Raw genomic sequence first — 23,989 nt, 5'->3', positions numbered from 1 at the left:
GGTTTGACTAACTTTAGAAGTCCCGCCATATATAGAACCCTTACAAGTCGTAAGGATATTTCACACACAGGCCGATTTTCTGATGTCCCAAGCCGAACGCAGGCCGGTCAAAGATGATGGATGGCGCAGCGACGCATCCGATCCATCGATGATCGAGGTTTTTCGATCCATTGCGGTCTCCAGCCATTCCGGAAAATTCCGTAAGTTCCTTGCCTTTGCCGGGCCGGGATACCTTGTCGCGGTTGGCTACATGGATCCGGGAAACTGGGCGACCTCGTTGGCGGGCGGATCGCAGTTTGGCTATGCATTGTTGTTTGTGGCGTTGCTGTCCAATGTGATGGCGATTGTGTTGCAATCGTTGTGCGCGCGACTTGCGATTGGGTCGGGGCGTGATCTTGCGCAGGCGTGCCGTGACGCATTCCCGGTGTGGGTTTCTTGGCCGTTATGGATTTTTGCCGAACTGGCGATTTGTGCCACGGACTTGGCCGAGGTGATCGGGACGGCAATTGCGCTGAACCTTTTGTTTTCGATCCCGCTTGAACTGGGTGTTTTGATCACAGCGGCCGATGTGCTGTTGATCCTGTGGCTTCAGGGGCGCGGTTTTCGCTGGGTCGAAGGGTTTATTATCTCGTTGCTGGCAGTGATTTCGGTGTGCTTTGGCGTTCAGATCGCCATGGCGGATCCCGATTGGTATGGCGTGATTGTTGGCTTTGCGCCGACCGTCGATCTGTTTGGCAATCAGAATATGCTGTATCTGGCACTTGGCATTATTGGCGCGACCGTAATGCCCCATAATCTGTATTTGCATTCGGGTATTGTGCAGACGCGTGCCTATGAACATACCCCGGCGGGCAAGCGCGAGGCGTTAAAATATGCCACCCTTGATTCGACCATTGCCCTGTCCTTTGCGCTTTTGATTAATGCGTCGATCTTGATTTTGGCAGCATCGACCTTCCACGTCGCGGGGCGGACCAATGTTGATGATATTGGCATTGCGCATGAATTGCTCGCACCGCTTTTGGGGGCGACGGTTGCACCGGCCTTGTTTGCGATTGCACTGTTATGTTGCGGGCTGAGTTCGACGGTCACCGCGACCATGGCCGGACAAATTGTGATGGAAGGGTTCATCAATATTCGTCTGCCCAACTGGATGCGGCGTTTGATTACGCGACTGATCGCGATTGTGCCCGCGATTGCGGTGACGATGATTTACGGCGAAGGGCAAACCGCCAAGCTGTTGATCTTGTCGCAGGTGGTGCTGAGTTTCCAATTGCCGTTTGCGGTGGTGCCGTTGGTGATGTTCACCGCATCACGTGAGAAAATGGGTGATTTGCGCGCACCCGTGTGGCTTACGATGGTGGCGTCTTTGATTGCGGCGATCATTATCGCGCTGAATGTGAAGCTGCTGTACGACATCACGTTCAACGGTGTGATGCTTTAGCGTAATTAACTGCACGGGCATTTTAGATGTTAGATGCAAAAAGGGCTGCCAACCGGCAGCCCTTTGTCATTGGTGCATTTAGGTGCGATTACATAAACAGCTTTTCGTCATCCATGCCCTTGTAGATGTCGGCGACATAATCGCCGTAGCCGTTGTAAATTTGGGTCGGGACGGTTTCACCGCTATTGAGTAAACGTTCGCTTGCCTGGCTCCAGCGGGGATGGGGGACTTTGGGGTTTACGTTCGCCCAAAAACCATATTCATCCTTGTTAAGCTGTTCCCAGAAACTGACCGGGCGTTTGTCGGTAAAGGTAAAGCGCACAATCGATTTGATGTTTTTAAAGCCGTATTTCCATGGCGTAACCAGCCGCAGCGGAGCACCGTTTTGTTTGGGGATTTCTTCGCCGTAAAGGCCGGTGGCAATCAGTGTCAACTCGTTGGTGGCCTCGGCCATGGAGAGGCCTTCGATATAGGGCCATGGATACCAGAATTGACGCAAGCCCGGCATGGTGTCCTTTTGGGTGGCGGTTTCCATTTCGACATATTTTGCGCCAGACAGGGGCTTGGCAAAGTCGACCAGTGCCTTCATCGGGAAGCCGGTCCACGGCACGGTCATTGCCCAAGCTTCAACGCAGCGGAATCGATAAACCCGTTCTTCGAGCGGCATTTTATGCACCAACTCATCGAAATCGATTTCAATTGGTTTTTCGACAAGACCGTCAATCTTGATCGTCCATGGACGCAGTTTAAGCGCCTGTGCAGCCGATGAAATCGATTTGTGGGATCCGAATTCATAGTAGTTGTTGTAGGTCACCGCCTTGGCTTTTTCGGTGATTTCGCGATCAACGGTATAGGCCGGATTGCGGGTTGCCGGATACAGGTCGGCGGTGGGGCTTGTGCCCTGTGCAAGCGCACTTCCAAGCGGAAGGGCCGCGGCGGAGGCGCCAATAGAGCCAGCCGCAATTCCCTTTAGAAATTGCCGACGATCTTTGTAAATGGCTTCGGGGGTGGCATCACGTTCCGGGATTTCCCAGCCTTTGTTGCGGCGTATCAGCATTTCGTCCTCCAAAATCGCACTGAACATACTGTCAGGGCAAAATGACTTTCGGGCAAGTCACGGCTCGGTGAGTAGCCGGTGAAATCTGTTTTGCGGGCTATTTCAATATGTTCGTTCTTTATCCTACGCAGGGGCACGCGCATCTGATCAACTTTTACCTCAAATGATCGTGCGAAGTGATCGGATGGGCGCTATTGTGATCGTAACAAGATCAAGGTCCGATAAAATCAGGGTGAAAACGTGTTTGAGTTCAAAGATATCGAAATATTACAGGACATTGTTAAGGCGGGCGGTTTTCGGGCGGCAGCACAGAAGTACAATCTGTCGCAATCGGCCATTTCGGCCCGGGTTTCCGCCCTTGAAAAGAAGCTTGGCATGATGCTGTTTGATCGCAGCAACCGACAAGTCCGCCTGACAGCGGCAGGATTGCGCTTTATCGAGGAAGCCCAGCGTTTGTCGCGTGCGCGCGATCGCATTTGGCAGGAGCTGACCCATCCCGGCGAGCTGAGCGGCACGGTCAGGATCGGGGTGGCGGAAACGATTGTTCATACGTTGCTGACCGATATGCTCAACACCCTCAAAGATGAGTTTCCCAAAGTACGGTTTGAATTATCGGTTGATACATCCGGACAGTTGAGCAAGGCGCTGAGCGATGATGATATGGATGTGGCGATTTTGCTGCGCGAATCGGTCCCGCAAGGGGCGGTTGCCACCCCGCTTAAGCCGGTTGAGCTTGGTTGGTACTGTCCTGAAAATCTGGAATTGGGCGATCAGCCCTTGTCATTATGCGAGTTGGCGGAGCACGCAATTGTGACCTTCCCGAAAGGAACCCTGCCGTTTCGCGAAGTCGAAAGTATCTTTGCTGCGCCAGATATTTCGCCGCCGACATTGCACGGGTCGGCATCGCTTTCGACAGTGAAGCATTTGGTGGCAGGCGGCTTTGGAATCGGCGTTTTACCGACCCTTATGGTGCAAAATTCCGAATGGGCCGACCATATCAAACCGATCCCGGTTGTGCCCAAAGCATCCCTGTCCTCGTTGCATTTTGTCGTTGCCCATTACCCCGACCGAAACAAAGAAGTTGGGGCAGCCGTTCAGGAGGCAGCAAAGCTATCTGATCAGATTGATCGTTAAAAACGATCATAAATCATTTATAATGATTGCTTGACAAGATCGGTCCCATTTTACAATCTTTCATAAGAGGCAAGTAATGGGACTTAAAATGAACGCATCCAATAGCGCCACCCGTTCCGATCAACTCACATCGACAGATATTGCGCAGATCACGCCGTTGGCGTTGCGCAAATCCATTCGTAGTGGACATCACACTGGAACGACCACCGGATATGCATCGGGGTATCTTCAGGGCAACCTGGTGATTTTACCGCGTGACTATGCCGACGAATTTTTGCAGTTCTGTGCAAAGAACCCGAAATCCTGCCCGCTGATCGGCATGTCCGAACCGGGTTCGCCGTATATTCCGCAGCTTGGCGCGGATCTTGATATTCGTACCGATCTTTCGGGTTATCGCATTTTCCGCGGTGGCACGGATTACACCAGTGCATCGGATGTTTCCGATGTGTGGCGCGATGATCTGGTGACCTTTGTTTTGGGATGTTCGTTTTCGTTTGAGGCGGCCATCACGCGCAGCGGTGTTTCGTTGCGCCACATCGACGCAAAACGAAATGTTCCGATGTATGTGACCAACATTGCCACCAGCCCAGCAGGCCGTTTCCAGGGGCCGTTGGTGGTTTCGATGCGGTCCTTTGCACCCAGCGATGCGATCCGGGCGATTTTATATTCCGATCGATATCGTCTTGCCCATGGGGCACCGGTTCACATTGGTGACCCGGCACAGATCGGTATTACAGATATCCAGAAAGCGGACTTTGGCGATGATCCCGTCATTAAAGACGGGGACATTCCGGTTTTCTGGGCATGTGGCGTGACACCACAAATGGCAATCCGCAATGCGTTGCCAGATTTTGCCATCACACACGAACCGGGTTTCATGCTGGTTACGGATGTACTGGCAGAAGCTGCGGAATTTTCACTTCAGGGCAAACCTGAAATCTACCATCCATAAACACCCTATCAGAGAGGACATTCTTATGAAAAAGATGGTTTCTTCGCTTTTGGCAGTGTCTGCACTTGGTGCAGGTTTCATTGCCACCCCAGCAGTAGCCGCCGAAGAACTTTCGGTTGTCGGCAGCTGGAGCAGCCTGCCGCTTTATAAACAGTACGAAAACCCGTTCTGGACCGAAACCCTGCCTGCAGATTCAAACGGTGACATCACCGTTCAGATGACCACGCATGATCAGATGGGCATTAGCGGCGGCGACGTTTTCCGTCTGCTGAGCGACGGCGTTTTTGATGTTGCCATGACCGTTGGCGATTATGCCGTTGGTGATGCACCAGAACTTGAAGGTCTTGACGTTCCGCTGGTGGCCAACACCGCCGCCGAAGCCAAAGCCATGGTTGAAGCCGCCCGTCCGATGGTTGATGACATCTTTGAGACGCGCTTTAATTCCAAGGTTCTGGCAATTGCGCCATATCCGCCGCAGGTTGTTTTCTGTTCGGGTGATGTCAATTCGCTTGCCGATCTTAAAGGCAAAAAAGTCCGTGGTTCGGGCCGTATGACCACCAAGTTCCTTGAAGCAATGGGTGCAACCGGCGTTAACGTTGCGTTCTCAGAAGTTCCTGGCGCGCTTGAGCGTGGTGTGATCGATTGTGCCGTTACCGGTGCCGGTTCTGGGTACAGTGCAGGTTGGTGGGAAGTTTCCGATAACCTGATGACCATTCCGCTCGGTGGTTGGGATCCGGTTGTGACCGCGATGAACCTTGATAAATGGAACGATTTGTCGCCTGAAACCCAGAAATTCATCAGCGATGAAGTTGCGACCAAATTCGAAGCTCCGGCTTGGGCATCTGCTGCTGATGCGCTTAAAAACGACGTTGCATGCTTGACCGGTAACGGTGAATGCCCGGCAGGCGACGCTGCCAGCATGAAACTGGTTGAAGTTAGCGATGCAGAAGTTGCACAGGCAAAAGCAACCCTGACCGAAACCGTCCTGCCAGAGTGGGCAGAACGTGCAGGTAATGATTGGGTTAAACGCTGGAACGATAGCGTTGGTAAAGTGGTCGGTGTTACCGTTCCGCTGAACTAAGCCTGAACTAAGATAGATATCGGCGGAGGGCCAACTATTGACCAACTCAGTGATTGCGGCCATCCGCCGCACAAATCGTATTATCGCGTTGCTCGTCGGACTTGTTCTGACGGGCACCGTGGTCCTGATTATTTCTGAAATTGTTTTACGCGAAGTGGGCATATCGCTTGGCGGTGCCGAAGAAATTTCCGGCTATGTCATGGCGGGTGTGGCCAGTTGGGGCATGTCATTTGCCCTGACCGAGCTTGCCCATGTGCGTATTGACCTTGTCCGGCTGCGATTGCGTCAGCGCGGCAAGGCGTTGCTTGATCTTATTTCAATTGTCGCACTGGCCGGGGTGGCATCGATTGTTGCCTTTCAGTGCTGGCCGGTCCTGGCAAAAACCATTGAACGGGGATCGCGCGCGAATACGGCGCTTGAAACCCCGCTTTGGATTCCGCAGGTCATCTGGTTTTCGGGCTGGACGTGGTTTGCGGTTTCGTCCTGCGTTCTTGTAATCCTGACATTGGTATTGTTGATGCGTCGTGAGTTTATTGTGGCAGATACCCTTGTTGGTGCGCGCTCCGAAGTGGAGCTGGAACAATGATTTTTGCTGTAACCGCATCTCTTTTAGGCTTTTTGGCTTTGTCGATCCCGGTTGGGATCGTGTTGTTCCTTTTGGGCATTGGTGTTGATCAGTTCTTTACGCCATTTCCGCTGTTGCGCGGGCTTGGGCAAGTTGTTTGGTCATCGTCAAATTCATCGACCCTGATCGCCATTCCGTTTTTCGTCCTGTTGGGGGAAATTCTGGTGCGTGGAGGGATCGCCGAGAAAACCTATGAAGCGTTGGATAAATGGTTTTCGTGGCTGCCTGGTGGGTTGATCCATGCCAACATCGGCACCGCAACGATGTTTTCGGCAACCTCGGGCTCGTCGGTTGCGACGGCCGCGACTGTTGCCACCGTTGCCATGCCGCAGGCTGAAAAGCTTGGCTATGATCCCAAGCTGTTTTCCGGCGCGATTGCGGCGGGCGGGACGCTTGGCATTATGATCCCGCCATCGATCAATTTGATCGTCTATGGCTTTTTGACCGAAACATCCATTCCGCGCCTATTCTTGGCGGGCTTGGTGCCGGGTCTTTTGATGGCGCTGGTCTTTATGCTGGTCACGGTTGTCCTGTGTAAGATCAAACCGTCCCTTGGTGGGCAAAGCCGGTCGTTCACGTGGGCGGAACGTATGGGCAGCCTGCGGCATTTGATCCCGATCCTGATCCTGTTCTTTGCCGTGATTGGATCGATCTATGCCGGGTGGGCGACGCCAACAGAATCAGCCGCCATTGGTGTTGCGATCGCGCTTTTGATTGCGGCGTTTAACCGCGGCGTTTCAAGCGAGATGTTCAAACTGTGCCTGATGGGCACGGTGCGGATTACCGCCATGATCATGTTGGTGGTTGTCGGGGCGTACTTCCTGAACTTTACCCTGACGGCAGCGGGCATGGGCCAAGAGCTTAAAGACCTTTTGACCGGTCTTAACTTTAGCCCGATGGGCACGCTTCTGGTTGTGATCGCGCTTTATATCGTGCTGGGCTTCTTTATCGAGACCCTGTCGCTAATGGTGGCGACCATTCCGATCATTGTCCCGATCATGACCGGCATGGGCTTTGACAAGGTTTGGTTTGGTATTCTTCTGATCGTCTTGATCGAGATGGCGCTGATTACCCCGCCGGTTGGTTTGAACCTTTATGTGGTCCAAGGGGCGCGGAAGTCCGGAAACCTGACCGAAGTCATGCTGGGCACCATTCCGTTTGTTCTGGTGATGGTGGCGATGATTATTGGCCTCGTCTTCCTGCCCGAACTGGCTTTGTTCCTGCCTGATTACCTTTAGGAACCGGGTAGGTCCATTCATCACACTTTTTGGCTGACGGGCCGGGTTTATCCCGGTCCGGGCCCCTTCATTCTGCCGGGATTTAACCCCGGCACCCCCCCCAAATTCAGTAAGACTGGACTTCAACATGCAGATGACATTCATCCTTGCGGGCGAAAAAATTGATTTTGATATTGCCCATTGTACGGTTGCCGGATGGACCGGTCGCGATGCGGCGGCCATTCAGCATCACATCGATGAACTGGCCGAAATCGGTGTAAAGCCGCCATCAAGCGTGCCGCTTTATTACCGCACCGCATCGGGCATGGTGACCCAAGCACCAAGTATTGAAGTTGTTGGCAAAGGTACATCGGGCGAGATTGAGCCGTTCCTGATTGCACATGACGGGACGCTGTATCTTGGTCTGGCATCGGATCATACCGACCGCGAACTTGAAGCCCATTCAGTCGCGCTGTCCAAACAGATTTGTGAAAAGCCGGTGGCGTCGGAAATTTGGCGCTTTGACGAGGTTAAAGACCATATCGAACAGATCGAAATGCGGTCCTGGATTCAGGAAAAAGACGGCGACGATTGGGTTGTCTATCAAGAAGGCACGGTTGCATCGATCCGCCCGTTAACCGATCTGATCGAAGGTTCCAATCTGATGGGATCGGCAGAAAGCGGTAAAGCATCAGTGATGCTGTGCGGCACCCTTGGTGCCAAAGGTGGGGTACGCCCAGCGCGCCGATTTAAGATGGCCTTGCATGACCCGGTACTTGATCGCACGATTGAGCACGCCTATGACATTCAGGAACTGCCGGAAATCGCCTAACCATTTGTTTGGCGACAAAGCGTGCAGACAGAAAACATCACAGAATGGAGGCTGCCCGATGGGTGGGATTATCGATAAGGCCAAGGCGGCGATTGACGCGGTTGATCAGCTTGGTGATTTGGCTGGTAAAATCTTTACCGAGTTTGATCGCGATCGGATCTTGCGCGATGCCGAGCAATGCGAAGAGCAGATTGCCAAAACGCCGAACCTGCCGCTTGCGGGGATGCTGGTATCGATCAAGGATCTGTATGACGAGGCCGGTGTTGCCACAACAGCGGCATCCGAACTTTTGAAAGGTCGCAGCCCAGCGGCAGAAGATTGTGATGTTGTGCGCCGGGTTAAAGAAGCCGGCGCAGTTCCGTTTGGACGCACCACGCTGAGCGAGTTTGCTTATTCCGGTGTTGGTTTGAACCCGCATTACGGAACGCCGGGTAACGTGTTTGACCCGCAAGGCATTCCCGGTGGGTCGACATCGGGCGGTGGTTTGACCGTGGCCCATGGTCTGGTTGATTTCGCACTTGGAACCGATACGGGCGGATCCATTCGTATTCCGTCGGCGATCAATGGTTTGTATGGCTTTAAGCCATCGCGCCTGTCTGTGTCGGGGGCGGGTATCCATCCGCTGGCACAAAGCTTCGACACGCCGGGGCCATTGGCGCCGGACCTTGAAACCGCGATTACGGTGTTTGAAGTCATTTCTGGTCAAACGGTGCCAGCACTTGATGCCAGCCCGGCGCCACTTCGCATCGGTGTTCCGACCAGCGGCTTTGTCGATGGACTGGATGACCGGGTGAAGGCAGATTTTGCCAGTGTCTGCGCGACATTGCGCGATGCCGGGCATGAATTGGTCGATCTTGATCTTGGCTTTATTGCCGAAAACGCGATCCTCAATAAAATGCTGGTATCGGCCGAAGCTTACAAAATCTATGGCAATGATATCGATAAGCTTGAAACATGCGGCGATCCGCGTGTTTTGACCCGCATTAAATTTGCCAAGACTCTGTCAGAGGATGATCTGATTGCCGCCTATGCCAAGCGGACGGACGTTGTATCAATGTTTAGCACAGCGATGGCAGAGGTTGATGTCATGATCGCGCCGACCTTGCCGATGATGGCACCCAAGATTGCCGAGGTCGAAGCCGACTTTGATAACCTTAATGCGATGATGTTGCGCAATACGGGGTATCTGAACCTTGTTGATGCCTGCGCGATTTCGATGCCGGTTCCTGTTGCGGGGCAGGCCGCCCCGGCAGCGTTGATGATTGGCGCACCGCATGGCCATGACAAGGCGGTTCTATATGCTGCGCGTCAGTTGGATCCATTGTTTGACTAAACGACAGATGTTCTAAAATACACAAAGGCCCGGAAAATTCCGGGCCTTTGGTGTTTGTTGGGGGTGCGTTGTGCTGCTGTGGCGAGGGAATTATCCCTCAAGCAGGGAGCGCAGCATCCATGCAGTTTTTTCGTGGACCTGAATGCGCGTGGTCAAAAGATCGGCCGTCGCATCATCATCGGCTGTATCGCAGATCGGATAGAGCGAACGGGCGGTTTTGATCAGGGTTTCATGTCCGGTGATCAATTGCGCGATCATGTCCTTGGCCGCAGGCACGCCTTTTTCTTCTTCGATTGAGGACAGTTCAGCAAAGGCAGAGAAACTTGCCGGAGCAAAGGCGCCGAGCGAACGGATACGTTCGGCAATTTCGTCAATTGCGGCAGCCAGTTCGACATATTGTCCTTCGAACATGGTGTGCAGGGTCTGGAACATCGGACCTGTCACGTTCCAATGGAAATTATGGGTTTTGAGATACAGCGCATAAGAGTCAGCCAGAACGCGGCCAAGGCCGTCGGCGATTTCAGTGCGGTTCGTTTCATTAATACCTATATCAATCTGCATTTTCGTCTCCTTTAGTCAGGGTGGGGGACCCCAAAAGGTTATCGTCCCATTTCGTAAGTCTGAGTATCGCGCATGGGGAAAAGAGAAGCCAATCAATCCTTTGATCGTTTGCAATAGGCTAATTCTATTACAATCTGTGTGGTTATTCCGTGGCTCTGCTTTTGCCGCCAATGTTTCCCAGTGGTGAGCGTGCGTTTGTTAAGGTCACTGATGATGCCGGCCGATGCTTCCCCTTCGCCAGAGGCAGGAGATTTTAGGAAAGTTTATTCCTTTTGGCGGTTTTTTTACGGTGACCAGATGGTGGGTGTTGGAGCGCAGCTGAGCAATATCAATGGCTTAGGTTTTTGCTGCCCTTATTAAACCACAATTCGCCCCGAAATAGCCCAAACCGGCCTGTTTTCCCGCCTTGATTATCGGTCACATTCCTAACTGTCAGCCGAGGACGCGGTCAGCAAAATCTGTCCCCCCTCACAATGCTGGATCGCTTATTTTTCGGGTACTTCCCCCACCTGAAAATTCCGCGGCTGATCGGTCTCCCCAAGACCAAGATGACCCCGAATAAGTTGGGGCGGGTTTATCCCGCCCCCTTTTTTTTTGTGTTGGTCGCGATGCCCCCAAAAATCCCAGCCAAAACCACCTGCCGCAATTTGCCGTAATTCGCCTATAAATGGTCATGTATGGCCGGTTTTTGAGCCTCAATTCGCGGGCATATTCACAATTGTCAGATGCACAAACATCGATGCGGTGCCCCTCCCTCGCTAGCATCGGACCCGTAAAAACGCTGTCCCCCACAGCACTTGCACCCTACGGGTAAGGCACAGCATCTGATAGGTCTCCCCAAGACCATCTGTCCCCAAAGTCCGGGCGAGCTTAGGCTCCCCGGACTTTTATTTTGTCTGCGACTTGGGGGTGAGCGATTTTGTGCTGGACGGCAATTCGCTAAAAGATGTGTGGCGTCTGGCTAGGATGGCGCGGCGTGAGCCTAGTGTTGGCAAGATAGCGCTGCGCTGACTGAGGCATTTGTCTTGCTCGCTCTGCCAGGAAATCAATCTCCTTCCTATATGACATCGCAGGTGCTTTGGTTCTTCTTGCTGAAGCTTGCGTTTCACAAGGCTATAACCGGCCAAAGATAATTCAGAAGATAAATATGCGTAGTATTTAACGCGCTTGGTCGTGATCTACTGACGGGGCGGCTGTCTGATGGAAACAGACAGAAAATTGAAATCCTGAAAAGCGCCTAGCGTGAATCGGTCCGGAGGCTCGCCGCACGGATAATCAGGTTTGGGCAGCGCTTTGAGTGCTGCCGATGCTTTGTTTTGCCATCTCATGCTTGCGCGGGGCATAGTGTGCGGGGGCTGTCACAGATGCTTGGGAAAAGACAAAAAAAAGCCGGGCAACAAATGTGCCCGGCAAGTTTATCAGGGAGGCTTCACGTCTGGGAGACGTAGGACCCCTCGCGGGGCCCTGGGTATGCCGGGCTGGGAGCCCGACAAAGACCGAAAAAACGGTCAGGGAGAAAACTCTGTACCGCGTGCGGTGTTTGCCGCTGCGGTTCGAGAAGCAAGATAGCGTTTTTGACAGGAAAGACCACTGTCAAATTGCTCTTTCAGCCATGCAAAATCTGCATAAATGTAGAAGGCTGCGATATACACGTTTAAATTATTGATTTTAAAAGATTATTTGTCTTTTTGAATGTTCGCGCTCAGCAAGATGTATAAAGAACAGGCAGAACGATTGTGCTAAAGCAAAAAAAATGCCGGTAGCATGGGGTGCTACCGGCGAGATCAACAGGGAGGCTTACGTCTGGGAGACGTATGGAATCGTAAGAAGATTCCAGTGCCAGATATCGTTCTGGCGAACGGATCATCACCTGATCAAAGGGCGGTTGGATCACTGTCGCTTTTGCGTGTGCTCACAACCTATGATGCAAATATAGGTGTGCTTATCTCAGATTTAAAATTGAATAAGATCAATTCAACCATGCGCTGGTTGCATGACTGGGAAATGTCAATAGTTTGAGGTCACTATGACAATTTTGGGGCATGTATGGCGCGGTGAGAAGGGCGTTTAAATCGCGTTTCCACCGAGAATGGTGCGGGAAAACCAGATTTGTATCGTGGGTTGGGCGTGGCGATTTGCCTTCCGAGTCTTTTGCTACACATTTTTGCGTTTAATGCGCGGTGTCTGGGAGTGTCTACATAAGCCGTACCGGGTGCATAATCGGAAAATGCGTGATATTTCAATCCGATATTAGAACAGATTTACCGCCATCGGGTCGATGCGTGCTGTTATCGGCATTGCGTCGTGCCATGTTGTCAGCGCATAGACAAACGGCCCGGCAAAGGCCGGGCCGTCCAGATCGTCACGCGTTTAAAGGTGTTTAGCTTGTTGGGACGGCGCTGCTGGCGGAGGCAGCGGCCTTAGCTTTGACCTTATTAATTTCCTCAATCAGGAAGTCACGGAATACCGCGATGCGCTTTGAATGGCGCAATTCTTCTGGATAGACGAAATAGGCGTCGAAGCTTGGTCCTTCGAGCTCTGGCAAAATGCGCACCAGATTGCTGGTGGTCGGCAGCAGGTAATCGGGCAGGGCCGAAATACCAAGGCCAGACTCCGTGGCGCGGAAAATGCCATAGATGTTGTTAAGCTTAAGGATCGGCCGCATGTCAGGTTTGAATTGCTGGGCGGTTGCCATCATCCAGTTGACATTCGACACCGGTGGACGGGCATCCGCACCGTAGATGATCAGGCGGTGATCTTTAAGCTCTTCGGGTGTTTTGGGCATGCCGTACTGTTTAATGTATTCGGGCGATGCAAACACATGATAGCGCAGCGTCATTAATTGGCGCTGAACAAGGTCGGCCTGACGGGGCGGCTGCATGCGGATCGCGACGTCAGCTTCGCGCATGGCAAGGTCAAGTTCCTCGTCATTGAGCACAAGCGACAGTTCGATTTCCGGATAGCGCTCCAGAAACTCGTTAATCCGTGGCGTTAGCCATGTCGAGCCAAAGGCAACGGTGGTTGTAACCTTAAGCGGGCCACTTGGCCGTTCCTTGGATTCGCGGATGCGGGCTTCTGCCATGGAAAGCTTGGCAAACACATCATGTGCGGTGCGATAAAGAAGTTCGCCCTGTTCCGTCAGGATAAGGCCACGCGCGTGGCGATGGAACAATGGGACCTTCACGCTTTCTTCAAGCGCGCTGATCTGTCGGCTTACGGCCGATTGGCTCAGATTTAGATTTTCCCCCGCATGGGTGAAGCTTCCAGCTTCTGCAACAGCGTGAAACACACGCAGCTTGTCCCAGTCCATAGACCTGCTCCTAGATGTCACTGCCGCACGGTCGCTGCGCCAGTCCCCTGATAATAATGCTCTTCTTTTAGGGGTAATTTGGTTTCAACACTGTTAAGTGCCTCACACAAATGACCCAAGCACATGATTATTAATTCAATATGAGGCCTGTGACGGTTTCTGCAAGCAGGCATTTTGCAAAACGATCTTTGCCGTCTTGCCGATTTCCGATGAAAAGTCAGGTAATTGGCGGGGCTTGACGCAAAATGACGTCGTAAAAAAGGGGATGCAAAAATGCACCCCCTTATCGAATGGTTGATCATAAATGCCCAATGATGCCGCGTGGGGCGTAGGTTGCCGTCCAAGCGATGATCACGGGCAAAGATCATTTGCCAATAAATTGGTCTTATTCGGCTTCTTGTTCTGCAATGAACTTTTCAGCTTCAAGAGCGGCCATGCAACCCATGCCCGCAGCAGTGACCGCTTGACGATAGACTTTGTCGGTTACGTCACCCGCGGCAAAGACACCGTCGATGTTGGTGGTGGTGCTGCCCGGATTGACCAGAATGTAGTTTTCATCATCCATGGTAACCTGGCCTTTAAATACGCCGGTTGCCGGATCGTGACCAATGGCCACAAAGAAGCCGTCTGCCGGGATGTCGAGCATTTCGCCGGTTTTGACGTTGCGCACACGCACACCTTCAACGCCATCCATCGGGCCATCACCGCCCAGGATGTCTTCTACAACGCTGTCCCAGACCACTTCGATCTTTTCGTGTTTGAGCAAACGTTCCTGAAGCATCTTTTCCGCACGCAGTTCGTCGCGGCGATGGATCAAGGTGACTTTTGAGCAGATACCCGCAAGATACAGTGCTTCTTCGACAGCAGTGTTGCCGCCGCCAACCACGGTGACCGGTTTGTTGCGATAGAAGAAGCCATCACAGGTCGCGCAGGCCGAAACGCCGCGCCCGTTGAATTTTTCTTCGCCCGGCAGGCCAAGCCAGCGCGCCTGTGCGCCGGTTGAGATGATGACAGTATCAGCAATATAGGTATCGCCAGAATCGCCCTTACAGACAAACGGACGCTTGGAAAAATCGACTTCGGTGATCAGGTCATGCACCATTTTGGTGCCGACATGTTCGGCCTGTGCCTTCATCTGATCCATCAGCCAAGGACCCTGAATGACATCGGCAAAACCCGGATAGTTTTCAACGTCGGTTGTGATCGTCAACTGGCCACCGGGCTGCAGGCCCATCACCATCATCGGTGAGAGGTTCGCGCGCGCTGCATAAATTGCGGCGGTGTATCCAGCAGGGCCGGAGCCAATGATAAGGACTTTGGTCTGATGTTCTTGGGCCATGTGCTTTGTAATCGTCCGAGGTGAATTAAAACTGACGTCGAACATATTGACTGACCGGGCAAGACGCAACAGCTTCGCACAAAGTTTGCCTGCCTTTTGGCGCGATTTAGCTGCTTTGATATTTCCGCGATTTGGCGGGGGATGTGTGCTGTATGGGGGGGGAGCCTTTGATCCTGCGGATAATTGCAAACAAAAGCAGATTTTAGCGCATTTTCAGCGCCGAAATCGAAGCGCAAGATTGCAATCTTGACCGGAATATATTATTGCCAGCATCGGACCTCGCTGTAATATTGTTTCGTACGAGGTCAGTTTAGCGCACAGAATCGAGGAATAAATGCAACGGGTCAAACTCGACAAGATCGACCGCAGAATTCTGCGCGATCTACAGGAAGATGGCCGCATGACCAATGTGGAACTTGCTCGTCGTGCAGGAATATCAGCCCCACCGTGTTTACGTCGCGTACGTGCGCTCGAAGAAACTGGTTTCATTCAAGGCTATCACGCAGATGTCGATTCCCAGGCACTTGGCTATAATGTCACGGTGTTTGCGATGGTTGGTCTGGCAAGTCAGGCCGAACATGATTTGCGCGCGTTCGAAGCCCGTGCAGCTGAATGGCCAGAAGTGCGCGAATGTCACATGGTCGCTGGTGAAATGGACTTCTTGCTCAAGATCGTTTCCCATAGCTGGGACGAGTATCAGAAATTTCTGACCACCCAGCTAACCGTTGCGGAAAACGTCAACCACGTGAAATCGGCCCTGTCGATTCGCACCGCCAAAAATATGCCCGGTGTGCCGATTGATATCGATGCTGAAGACTAACGGTTTTACGTCTTATAGCGTTCGCTGAATGAAACCCGATATGCGTGATGGCAGGTCGGGTTTTTTCACATCAGAATTCATGCAGCGATGGCACAAGGACGCGGGTCAATTGGATATGTCCCAAAACATTCGCGGTTGTCTGGCGGACGGGCCTTGACCGTTCTTTGATGTGTCCTCAGCACAAAAAAAACGGCCCGTTCAGATGTCGGGCCGTTTTGTATGAAAAGACTTTTCAATCGGGCAATCGCCCAATCAGGAGAAGTCGACCTTCAAAATTTCATAGCTTTTGATGCCGCCGGGAACGGTGACTTCGACAGAATCACCAACCGATTTGCCAATCAGGGCGCGCCCGATCGGAGAGGTGGTTGAGATACGTCCAGCATTGATGTCAGCCTCAATCGGGCCAACAATCTGGTAGGTGGTTTCCTCGTCGGTATCTTCATCGACGAGTTCAACCGTTGCACCGAATTTGACGACAGAACCGGCAAGTGACGGTACATCGATAACTTCGGACCGGCTTAGGACATCTTCCAGCTCGGCAATACGACCTTCGCAGAAACTTTGGCGCTCGCGGGCAGCGTGATATTCGGCATTCTCCGAAAGATCACCATGCTCACGCGCTTCCGAGATTGCCTTGATGATTTCAAGACGTTCAACGGATTTGCGGTGCTTCAGTTCTTCTTCGAGGCGCTGATGCCCTTGCGGGGTCATTGGTACTTTATCCATCGCGCTCACAGCCTATTCTTAATTGCGGTCGATACTACAAAATCAACCGCCCGGCATTACCGCCGGGCGGTCTAAACTCTTTAGCAGGGTTCGGTGAGGAACCTCAGTACTTGTCCCCAAGATATTCCTGAAGCGCGCGAACATCAAGTGCGCCGCGTTTCAGGTTGTCGATGGCACGCAAAGTGGCACGCGCACCAGCAACTGTGGTGTAGTACGGAATATCGTCTGTAAGAGCTGTGCGGCGGATCGAGAAACTGTCGACCACGGCCTGTTTGCTCTCGGTGGTGTTAAATACCAAGTTGATATCACCGTTCTTCATCATGTCGACGACATGAGGACGTCCTTCCTGTACCTTATTGACCGGGGTGACGTCTAGCCCTTCTTTTTCAAGTGCTTTTGCGGTGCCGTGGGTCGCGACCACACCAAAGCCAAGGGCAATCGCATCGCGTGCGAGTTGAACTGCCGCAGCCTTGTCATGGTTTTTAACCGAGATGAAAACGTTGCCTGCCAGCGGCAAAGTATGGCCAGCAGCCATCTGTGCCTTGGCAAAGGCGCGGCCAAAATCGGTATCAAGCCCCATGACTTCGCCGGTTGAACGCATTTCCGGACCAAGCAAGGTGTCAACACCAGGGAAGCGGTTGAACGGAAGGACCGCTTCCTTGACGGCGATATGTTTGAACGGACCGTGATCAATGTCAAAGTCGCTCAGTTTCTCGCCGGCCATGATCCGTGCGCCAATTTTGGCAATTGGGTTGCCGGTTGCCTTGGCGACGAACGGAACGGTACGGGATGCACGTGGGTTCACCTCAATAAGGTAGATCACATCATCCTTGATCGCGAACTGAACGTTCATCAGCCCGACAACGTCAAGCGCCTTGGCCAGTTGAACCGTCTGTACTTTCAGGCGGTCGATCATGTCCTGATCAAGTGAATATGGTGGCAAGGAGCAAGCCGAGTCACCCGAGTGGATACCGGCTTCTTCGATGTGCTGCATGATGCCAGCGACAAAGACGTTTTCGCCGTCCGAGACCGCATCCGCATCAATTTCAATCGCATCTTGCAAGAAGCTGTCGATCAGAACCGGGCTTTTGCCAGACACCTGAACGGCTTCGTGCATGTAGCGCAGGAGATCTTCGGTGGTATGGACGATTTCCATCGCACGACCGCCCAGAACGTAGGACGGACGGATCACGATCGGATAGCCGATGCTTTCGGCGATTTCGACAGCTTCGTCGATCGAACGTGCAATACCGTTGGCCGGCTGTTTCAGGTCCAGCTTGTGGATCAGTTCCTGGAAACGGTCGCGGTCTTCGGCAAGGTCGATGCTGTCTGGGCTGGTGCCGAGGATCGGAATGCCTGCTTTTTCCAGAGCAGCCGAAAGTTTCAGCGGGGTTTGGCCGCCATACTGAACAATCACACCCAGCAATTCGCCATTGCTTTGTTCAAGCTGGCAAAGCTCAATCACGTCTTCGGCGGTCAGCGGTTCGAAATACAGACGGTCCGAGGTGTCATAGTCTGTTGAAACCGTTTCCGGGTTACAGTTGACCATGATCGCTTCGATCCCGGTTTCACGCAGCGCATAGGCCGCATGAACACAGCAGTAATCGAACTCGATACCCTGACCGATACGGTTCGGGCCACCACCAAGAATAATGACTTTCTTACGGTCGGTAACTTCGGCTTCGTTTTCCGGTTCAAAGAACCCGTCGCCTTCGTACATCGAATACATGTAAGAGGTGCGCGACGGGAATTCGGCCGCACAGGTATCAATGCGTTTGTATACCGGGCGAAGACCAAGCGCCTGACGATCAGCACGAACGTCGTCTTCTTCGCGGTCCGCCAGTTCGGCCAGACGCGCGTCCGAGAAGCCAAGCTTTTTCAAGCGCAGCAATTCGTGTTTGTCTTTTGGAACACCGTTGGCACGGACTTTTTCTTCTTCGGCGACCAGCATTTCGATCTGCTTGAGGTACCAAGGATCAAATTTGGTTGCCGACTGAATTTCGTCCAGGGTCATGCCGTGACGGAATGCCTGTGCGGCATACAGAATACGGAACGGGATCGGCTGGGTCAGCTTGGCGCGGATTGCAGCCTTGTCCGGGGCACCTTCGATTTTGACTTCGTTCAGACCGGTCAAGCCGGTTTCCATGGAACGCAGGCCTTTCTGAAGGCTTTCGGCAAAGCTGCCGCCGATTGACATGGCTTCGCCAACCGACTTCATCGCCGTACCCAAAAGCGCCTGTGCACCCGGGAATTTTTCGAATGTGAAGCGCGGGATTTTGGTGACGACATAATCGATGGTTGGCTCAAACGAAGCTGGGGTAACGCCGGTAATGTCGTTATCCAACTCGTCGAGGGTATAACCAACCGCAAGCTTGGCTGCGATTTTAGCAATCGGGAAACCAGTTGCCTTGGACGCCAGTGCGGAGGAACGTGAAACACGCGGGTTCATTTCAATGACGATCAAACGGCCGTCTTCCGGGTTTACGGCAAACTGAACGTTGGAGCCCCCGGTATCGACACCGATTTCACGCAGCACCGCCAAAGAGGCGTCGCGCATGATCTGATATTCTTTGTCCGTCAGGGTCAGTGCCGGTGCAACCGTGATCGAGTCGCCGGTATGAATGCCCATCGGGTCGACGTTTTCAATCGAACAAATGATGATGCAGTTATCCGCATGGTCGCGGACAACTTCCATCTCGTATTCTTTCCAGCCCAAAATGGATTCTTCGATCAGAACTTCGTGGGTTGGTGAAATCGCCAGACCGTTGCGGACAATCTGTTCGAATTCTTCACGGTTATAGGCAATGCCGCCGCCTTCACCGCCAAGGGTGAAGCTTGGGCGGATGATGGCCGGAAGACCGGTGGTTTCAAGCGCCTTAACTGCTTCTTCAAAGGTTCGGACCATGGCAGAACGGGCACTTTCAAGGCCGATTTTGTCCATGGCTTCGCGGAATAACTGACGGTCTTCGGCTTTTTCAATGACGTGCTTTTTTGCACCGATCATTTCAACGCCGTATTTTTCCAGCGTGCCGTCATCATGCAGGGCAAGGGCGGTGTTAAGTGCCGTCTGGCCACCCATGGTCGGCAACAGAACGTCAGGGCGTTCTTTTTCAATGATCTTGGCAACCATGGCCGGCGTGATCGGTTCGACATAGGTCGCATCAGCCAGGTTCGGGTCGGTCATGATGGTCGCTGGGTTCGAGTTGACCAGGATAACCCGGTAACCTTCTTCCTTAAGCGCCTTACAGGCCTGCGCACCGGAATAGTCAAACTCGCAAGCTTGGCCGATGACAATCGGGCCTGCACCGATGATAAGGATTGATTTAATGTCTGTACGCTTCGGCATGTCGTTTTCCGCTTTTCGAAGGGCGGGCGCGTCTGCTGCACCGCCTCGTTAAGTCCGTTAATCGGCGATTTTGGGGCGTGTCCCGATCATCGGGCTTTGGCATCCTCGATCAGACCAACGAAACGTTTGAACAGGTAGTGGCTGTCGTGCGGCCCCGGAGAGGCTTCTGGATGGTACTGAACGGCAAAGACTGGTTTGTCTTTCAGGCGCAAGCCCGCAAGCGATCCGTCAAACAACGAGAAGTGGGTTGCTTCGACAGTGTCGGGCAGGCTGTCCTTATCGACGACAAAGCCATGGTTCTGCGAGGTGATTTCGACAACACCAGTGGTGGTGTCTTTGACCGGGTGGTTTGCACCGCGATGGCCAACATCCATTTTTTGCGTTTTCGCGCCAAATGCCAGCGCCATCATCTGATGACCAAGGCAAATGCCAAAGACCGGCTTGCCGCTGTCGATCAGTTTTTTGATGGTCGGAACGGCATAGACGCCGGTTGCTGCTGGATCGCCCGGGCCATTTGACAAGAAGATCCCATCAGGGTTCATCGCCAAGATGTCCTCAGCCGAGGTTTCGGCCGGAACGACAGAAACTTTGCAATCAAGGGCGGCAAGATTACGCAGGATGTTGCGCTTAATGCCGTAATCAATCGCGACAACGTGGTGTTTGGCATTACCAAGCGTGCCGTAGCCATCCTTAAGAGACCAAAGGGTCTCTTCCCACTCGTAGCCTTCTTCGCAACTGTTGGGCTTGGCAAGGTCCATGCCCTCAAGGCCCGGCCATTCGTTGGCCTTGGCGATCAGGGCAGGGATGTCAAAGGTGCCATCAGGATTGTGGCAAATTACCCCGTTGGGGGCGCCTTCATTTCGGATGCGCTTGGTCAGGCGGCGGGTATCAACCCCGGAAATCCCGATCCGGCCATGTTCGGCCAGCCATTCGTTAAAATGTTTTTGGGCGCGGTAATTTGACGGCTCGGTAATGTCCTGGCGCAGGATGCAGCCAAGGGCAACCGGGGTGGCCTTTTCGATGTCTTCATCGTTGGTGCCAACATTGCCGATATGGGGGAAGGTAAAGGTGATCATTTGACCGGCATAAGACGGGTCGGTCATGATTTCCTGGTAGCCCGTGATCGAGGTGTTGAAGCAGACTTCACCAACGACCTCTCCTCGGGCACCGACGCCGCGTCCCCAAAATACTGAACCATCTGCAAGAACCAGAACGGCAGAAGCACCAGGAGGCGGGGTGTGCGTGGGGGATGACATTGGCAAATGTCCTTTCGATCTTTCCACGGTGAGACACGGAGTCTTTATATATATAATAATTCAACGCAAGCCGACTCAAACGGCTGCTTTTAACCCGCATACCGGACATGCAGATGCGCGACATATATCCAAGTATGGATGACTGTGCGCCCAGGTTGCATCAGTCGAGCCTGTGTAGAGCAGAGTAAGACCCGATCCCGGTAGGCAAATTGGCGGATGTCTACGGGAAGGAGCAGGGGCTGTCAAGGACGCATCTAAACTTTTATTTTATCAGGAAAATCAATGGGTTGGGTGGGGCGGTTTTCTTTGCCTCAGGTGGCGTTTTGCGCTATGTTCGCTCCTTTGTTCCACAGAATCAGAGATGAGCCATGCTGCGATCGCAGCTTAACGACGCTTTGAAAAAGGCCGTCCTTGCGAAGGATGCCTGCTCCGTAACCACCGTGCGCCTCATTTTGGCTGCGCTGAAGGAGCGCGATATCGCCGCGCGCAGCGAGGGCAATACCGATGGTATTTCCGATGACGACATCGTCATGCTGCTTCAGGCGATGGTCAAACAGCGCCGCGAAAGCATTGAAATGTACACCAAGGGCAACCGCCCGGAATTGGCAGAACAGGAAGCAGCCGAGATTGCTGTGATTGAGACGTTCCTGCCAAAACAGCTTTCCGATGAAGAAATCGAAGAAGCTGTACGCAGTACTGTTTCCGATCTTGGCGCGACCTGCCTGAAAGATATGGGCCGTACCATGGCCGCCCTGCGAGAGCAGTATAGCGGCACCATGGATTTCGGCAAAGCTGGCGGCGTTGCTAAAAAACTTCTGGGTTAAGCCCAAGAAGCCTATTTAAATGAAAGCCGGGCGTGTAAAATCGTCCGGCTTTCGTCGTCCCACGGACTGCAATTCAAAACACGATAAACCGCAATCCGGTCGGGCAGGGGTATCAATTTGGGTGCGGCTCATCGTACCTGCATTATGGGATCTAGATCATCATGAGCTTTCCCCAGTCGTTTCTGGACGACCTGCGGGCACGGGTCGATTTGGCGGAAGTTGTCGGATCATCGGTGAAGCTGATCAAACGCGGCCGGGAATATTCCGGGCTGTGTCCGTTCCATTCTGAAAAATCACCGTCTTTTACGGTCAATGACCAAAAGGGATTCTATCACTGCTTTGGCTGTGGCGCGCATGGCGATGTCATCAGCTTTGTGATGAATACGCGCGGCCTGACCTTTGTCGAAGCGGTCGAAGTGTTGGCCAATCAGGCTGGCATGGAAGTGCCCAAGCAATCGCGCGAAGCCCAAGAGCGCGAACAAAAAGCCAAAACCCTGTACGAGGTGATGGAAACAGCCTGCGTGTTCTTTGAGCGCATGTTGCGTATGCCCGAGGGCAAAGAGGGCCTGGATTATTTCCACCAACGTGGCTTGGATGACAAAACCATTGCCGATTTTCGGCTTGGCTTTGCGCCCGATAATCGCGGGGCGCTTAAGGCCGCGCTGAAGCGCGAAGACATTGACGAAAAACTTATGATCGAAGCCGGTCTTTTGATTGAGCCCGAAGATAGCGGCCGGCAAACCTATGACCGGTTCCGCGGACGCGTCATGTTCCCGATCCTTGATCGCCGCGGGCGCGTTGTGGCGTTTGGCGGGCGCGTCATGGGGGATGGTAAGCCAAAGTACCTTAATAGCCCGGATACGCCGCTTTTCCACAAGGGACGTCTGCTGTATGGGCTGCCGCAAGCACGCGAGGCCGCACAGCATGATGCACCGATCATTGTGACCGAAGGCTATATGGACGTGATCGCCCTTCACCGGGCGGGATATCGTGGGGCTGTGGCGCCGCTTGGTACGGCGGTGACAGAAGAACAAATCGGCGAACTTTGGAAAATGACCAACGAGCCGGTCATGTGTCTTGACGGGGATGCGGCAGGTAAACGGGCCGCGGTTCGTGCGGCAGAGCGCGCATTGCCGATTTTGCGTCCGGGGAAATCGTTGGTGTTTTCGATTCTCCCCGAGGGCGAAGACCCCGATACAATGATGTCTGCCCCCGACGGGTTCACAACATTTCAAAAAATTATTGATAACGCCGTGCCGCTGGCGGAACTGGTTTGGCGGATGGAAATGTCGGGGCGCAAAATTGATACCCCGGAACGTCGTGCCGCGCTTGAAGCCGATCTGACGCAGCGGATTTCAGTGATTGCTGACGAAGCCGTGAAGTCACAATACCGGTCGATGTATAATGATCGGACGTGGAAATTGTTTAAAAGCGAAAAACCGGGGAATTCCGGCGGTCGCGGCGGGTTTGGCGGTGGTAAATCGGGTGGTTTTGGCGGCGGCTATCAAAATAAAAAAGGTGGAAGGACTGGCAAACGCGGCAAAAATGACCATTTCTGGGGTCCGGCCGGTAAAGCGGTGCCGGGGATGTCGCGTCCACCAATGCAACAAAAGCGAAGCCTGCAAGACTCGATCCTGCTGGTGACGTTAATTCACCATCCTCAGCTCCATGATGAGGTTGGTGAGCAGCTCGGAATTTATAGTTGTGTAGACTCCGAGCTTGACAATCTTCGTCGGGCCGTCTTAAAGCTGCTTGATGATGATCCGGGACTTGATTCTGATACCATCAAGGTCCAATTGAAGCGCGACGGGCTGTCAGAGACAGTTTTGCGGGTGGTTAGTGCCGATGTTTTAGCGCACGCCGCTTTCGCCAAGCCCGAAACGCCGCTTGAACGGGCCCGAGCGGGTTGGAAACAGGTTTTTTCCATGGCTGTAAGCTCCCTGGAGGACGAAGAGGCAAAATACGCCGTCCGACAGTTGGCAGCAGATACCAGCGAGGAAGAATGGGAGCGGTTTTCTCACAGACGTGAGGATCTCGCCCGCCGCCGGGAAAACGTGTTTAAGCTCGACGACTGATCCGTGGGTGTTCTGCACTTACGATCGGGGGTCGGGCTATTTGTGATTTGCACTGAGAGC

The 23,989-nt window shown here is 53.2% G+C and carries 18 protein-coding genes; 11 read left to right on the top strand and 7 right to left on the bottom strand.

Annotation, left to right across the window (positions count from 1 at the left end; translation table 11 throughout):
- The first annotated feature begins 82 nt into the window (after positions 1-82).
- Positions 83-1,441: an Nramp family divalent metal transporter gene (locus tag HCZ99_RS00210; RefSeq protein WP_167444906.1), complete on the top strand. Its 1,359-nt coding sequence runs from the start codon at positions 83-85 to the stop codon at positions 1,439-1,441.
- An 88-nt stretch (positions 1,442-1,529) separates the two neighbouring features.
- Here HCZ99_RS00210 and msrP read toward each other — a convergent pair whose 3' ends face one another.
- Positions 1,530-2,498, bottom strand: a complete 969-nt coding sequence (gene msrP, locus HCZ99_RS00205; RefSeq protein WP_167444905.1) for a protein-methionine-sulfoxide reductase catalytic subunit MsrP — start codon at positions 2,496-2,498, stop codon at positions 1,530-1,532.
- Between the two features lie 240 nt (positions 2,499-2,738).
- Between msrP and HCZ99_RS00200 the strand changes: the two genes are divergently transcribed.
- The 7 genes from HCZ99_RS00200 to HCZ99_RS00170 all read left to right on the top strand — a co-directional run bounded on the left by HCZ99_RS00200 (position 2,739) and on the right by HCZ99_RS00170 (position 9,672).
- Positions 2,739-3,632 (top strand): LysR family transcriptional regulator, encoded by an 894-nt coding sequence (locus tag HCZ99_RS00200; protein ID WP_167444904.1) that lies wholly within the window; start codon positions 2,739-2,741, stop codon positions 3,630-3,632.
- 76 nt (positions 3,633-3,708) lie between these two features.
- Positions 3,709-4,584, top strand: a complete 876-nt coding sequence (locus tag HCZ99_RS00195) for a putative hydro-lyase (RefSeq protein ID WP_254869372.1) — start codon at positions 3,709-3,711, stop codon at positions 4,582-4,584.
- Between the two features lie 25 nt (positions 4,585-4,609).
- Positions 4,610-5,665: a TRAP transporter substrate-binding protein gene (locus HCZ99_RS00190; RefSeq protein ID WP_167444903.1), complete on the top strand. Its 1,056-nt coding sequence runs from the start codon at positions 4,610-4,612 to the stop codon at positions 5,663-5,665.
- Between the two features lie 37 nt (positions 5,666-5,702).
- A complete protein-coding gene (locus HCZ99_RS00185; protein ID WP_167444902.1) occupies positions 5,703-6,251 on the top strand; it encodes a TRAP transporter small permease subunit in 549 nt (182 codons plus the stop codon).
- Positions 6,248-7,528: a TRAP transporter large permease gene (locus HCZ99_RS00180; protein WP_167444901.1), complete on the top strand. Its 1,281-nt coding sequence runs from the start codon at positions 6,248-6,250 to the stop codon at positions 7,526-7,528. The genes HCZ99_RS00185 and HCZ99_RS00180 overlap by 4 nt, the downstream gene beginning before the upstream one ends.
- A gap of 127 nt (positions 7,529-7,655) precedes the next feature.
- Positions 7,656-8,339: a DUF2848 domain-containing protein gene (locus tag HCZ99_RS00175; protein ID WP_167444900.1), complete on the top strand. Its 684-nt coding sequence runs from the start codon at positions 7,656-7,658 to the stop codon at positions 8,337-8,339.
- Between the two features lie 58 nt (positions 8,340-8,397).
- Complete coding sequence (locus HCZ99_RS00170) at positions 8,398-9,672, top strand: amidase (protein ID WP_167444899.1); 1,275 nt, start codon at positions 8,398-8,400, stop codon at positions 9,670-9,672.
- A gap of 90 nt (positions 9,673-9,762) precedes the next feature.
- Here HCZ99_RS00170 and HCZ99_RS00165 read toward each other — a convergent pair whose 3' ends face one another.
- The 3 genes from HCZ99_RS00165 to trxB form a co-directional block, all read right to left on the bottom strand.
- Positions 9,763-10,233 carry a Dps family protein gene (locus tag HCZ99_RS00165; RefSeq protein ID WP_167444898.1) on the bottom strand — a complete coding sequence of 157 codons (471 nt, stop codon included), beginning with the start codon at positions 10,231-10,233 and terminating at the stop codon, positions 9,763-9,765.
- A 2,380-nt stretch (positions 10,234-12,613) separates the two neighbouring features.
- Entirely contained in the window at positions 12,614-13,543 is a 930-nt protein-coding gene (locus tag HCZ99_RS00160; RefSeq protein ID WP_167444897.1) for a LysR family transcriptional regulator, read from the bottom strand.
- A gap of 385 nt (positions 13,544-13,928) precedes the next feature.
- Positions 13,929-14,882 carry a thioredoxin-disulfide reductase gene (trxB, locus tag HCZ99_RS00155; protein ID WP_167444896.1) on the bottom strand — a complete coding sequence of 318 codons (954 nt, stop codon included), beginning with the start codon at positions 14,880-14,882 and terminating at the stop codon, positions 13,929-13,931.
- 334 nt (positions 14,883-15,216) lie between these two features.
- Between trxB and HCZ99_RS00150 the strand changes: the two genes are divergently transcribed.
- Positions 15,217-15,702, top strand: a complete 486-nt coding sequence (locus HCZ99_RS00150; protein ID WP_167444895.1) for an Lrp/AsnC family transcriptional regulator — start codon at positions 15,217-15,219, stop codon at positions 15,700-15,702.
- Positions 15,703-15,954: 252 nt separating this feature from the next.
- On the opposite strand, the gene greA is transcribed toward HCZ99_RS00150, so the two are convergent.
- The 3 genes from greA to carA all read right to left on the bottom strand — a co-directional run bounded on the left by greA (position 15,955) and on the right by carA (position 21,030).
- Positions 15,955-16,428 carry a transcription elongation factor GreA gene (gene greA / locus HCZ99_RS00145; RefSeq protein ID WP_167444894.1) on the bottom strand — a complete coding sequence of 158 codons (474 nt, stop codon included), beginning with the start codon at positions 16,426-16,428 and terminating at the stop codon, positions 15,955-15,957.
- A gap of 103 nt (positions 16,429-16,531) precedes the next feature.
- Complete coding sequence (gene carB, locus HCZ99_RS00140; protein WP_167444893.1) at positions 16,532-19,774, bottom strand: carbamoyl-phosphate synthase large subunit; 3,243 nt, start codon at positions 19,772-19,774, stop codon at positions 16,532-16,534.
- A gap of 86 nt (positions 19,775-19,860) precedes the next feature.
- Positions 19,861-21,030 carry a glutamine-hydrolyzing carbamoyl-phosphate synthase small subunit gene (carA, locus tag HCZ99_RS00135; RefSeq protein WP_167444892.1) on the bottom strand — a complete coding sequence of 390 codons (1,170 nt, stop codon included), beginning with the start codon at positions 21,028-21,030 and terminating at the stop codon, positions 19,861-19,863.
- 368 nt (positions 21,031-21,398) lie between these two features.
- On the opposite strand from carA, the gene HCZ99_RS00130 reads away from it, so the two are divergent.
- Positions 21,399-21,854: a GatB/YqeY domain-containing protein gene (locus HCZ99_RS00130; RefSeq protein ID WP_167444891.1), complete on the top strand. Its 456-nt coding sequence runs from the start codon at positions 21,399-21,401 to the stop codon at positions 21,852-21,854.
- A 161-nt stretch (positions 21,855-22,015) separates the two neighbouring features.
- On the top strand, positions 22,016-23,929 hold the full coding sequence (gene dnaG, locus HCZ99_RS00125; RefSeq protein WP_167444890.1) for a DNA primase: 1,914 nt from the start codon (positions 22,016-22,018) through the stop codon (positions 23,927-23,929).
- Positions 23,930-23,989: the final 60 nt, after the last annotated feature.

It is taken from the genome of Thalassospira lucentensis (genome assembly GCF_011806425.1).
GTDB classification, from domain to species: Bacteria; Pseudomonadota; Alphaproteobacteria; order Rhodospirillales; family Thalassospiraceae; genus Thalassospira; species Thalassospira lucentensis_B.
This window is presented reverse-complemented; position numbering and strand designations above follow the sequence as displayed.

Bases quoted from the DNA above. Each gene is read 5' to 3' on its own strand.
- HCZ99_RS00195 (WP_254869372.1), top strand. From the start codon at position 3,709: ATGGGACTTAAAATGAACGCATCCAATAGCGCCACCCGTTCCGATCAA.
- dnaG (WP_167444890.1), top strand. From the start codon at position 22,016: ATGAGCTTTCCCCAGTCGTTTCTGGACGACCTGCGGGCACGGGTCGAT.
- carB (WP_167444893.1), bottom strand. From the start codon at position 19,774: ATGCCGAAGCGTACAGACATTAAATCAATCCTTATCATCGGTGCAGGC.
- HCZ99_RS00130 (WP_167444891.1), top strand. From the start codon at position 21,399: ATGCTGCGATCGCAGCTTAACGACGCTTTGAAAAAGGCCGTCCTTGCG.
- HCZ99_RS00190 (WP_167444903.1), top strand. From the start codon at position 4,610: ATGAAAAAGATGGTTTCTTCGCTTTTGGCAGTGTCTGCACTTGGTGCA.
- trxB (WP_167444896.1), bottom strand. From the start codon at position 14,882: ATGGCCCAAGAACATCAGACCAAAGTCCTTATCATTGGCTCCGGCCCT.
- HCZ99_RS00165 (WP_167444898.1), bottom strand. From the start codon at position 10,233: ATGCAGATTGATATAGGTATTAATGAAACGAACCGCACTGAAATCGCC.
- greA (WP_167444894.1), bottom strand. From the start codon at position 16,428: ATGGATAAAGTACCAATGACCCCGCAAGGGCATCAGCGCCTCGAAGAA.
- carA (WP_167444892.1), bottom strand. From the start codon at position 21,030: ATGTCATCCCCCACGCACACCCCGCCTCCTGGTGCTTCTGCCGTTCTG.
- msrP (WP_167444905.1), bottom strand. From the start codon at position 2,498: ATGCTGATACGCCGCAACAAAGGCTGGGAAATCCCGGAACGTGATGCC.
- HCZ99_RS00175 (WP_167444900.1), top strand. From the start codon at position 7,656: ATGCAGATGACATTCATCCTTGCGGGCGAAAAAATTGATTTTGATATT.
- HCZ99_RS00160 (WP_167444897.1), bottom strand. From the start codon at position 13,543: ATGGACTGGGACAAGCTGCGTGTGTTTCACGCTGTTGCAGAAGCTGGA.
- HCZ99_RS00170 (WP_167444899.1), top strand. From the start codon at position 8,398: ATGGGTGGGATTATCGATAAGGCCAAGGCGGCGATTGACGCGGTTGAT.
- HCZ99_RS00180 (WP_167444901.1), top strand. From the start codon at position 6,248: ATGATTTTTGCTGTAACCGCATCTCTTTTAGGCTTTTTGGCTTTGTCG.
- HCZ99_RS00150 (WP_167444895.1), top strand. From the start codon at position 15,217: ATGCAACGGGTCAAACTCGACAAGATCGACCGCAGAATTCTGCGCGAT.
- HCZ99_RS00210 (WP_167444906.1), top strand. From the start codon at position 83: ATGTCCCAAGCCGAACGCAGGCCGGTCAAAGATGATGGATGGCGCAGC.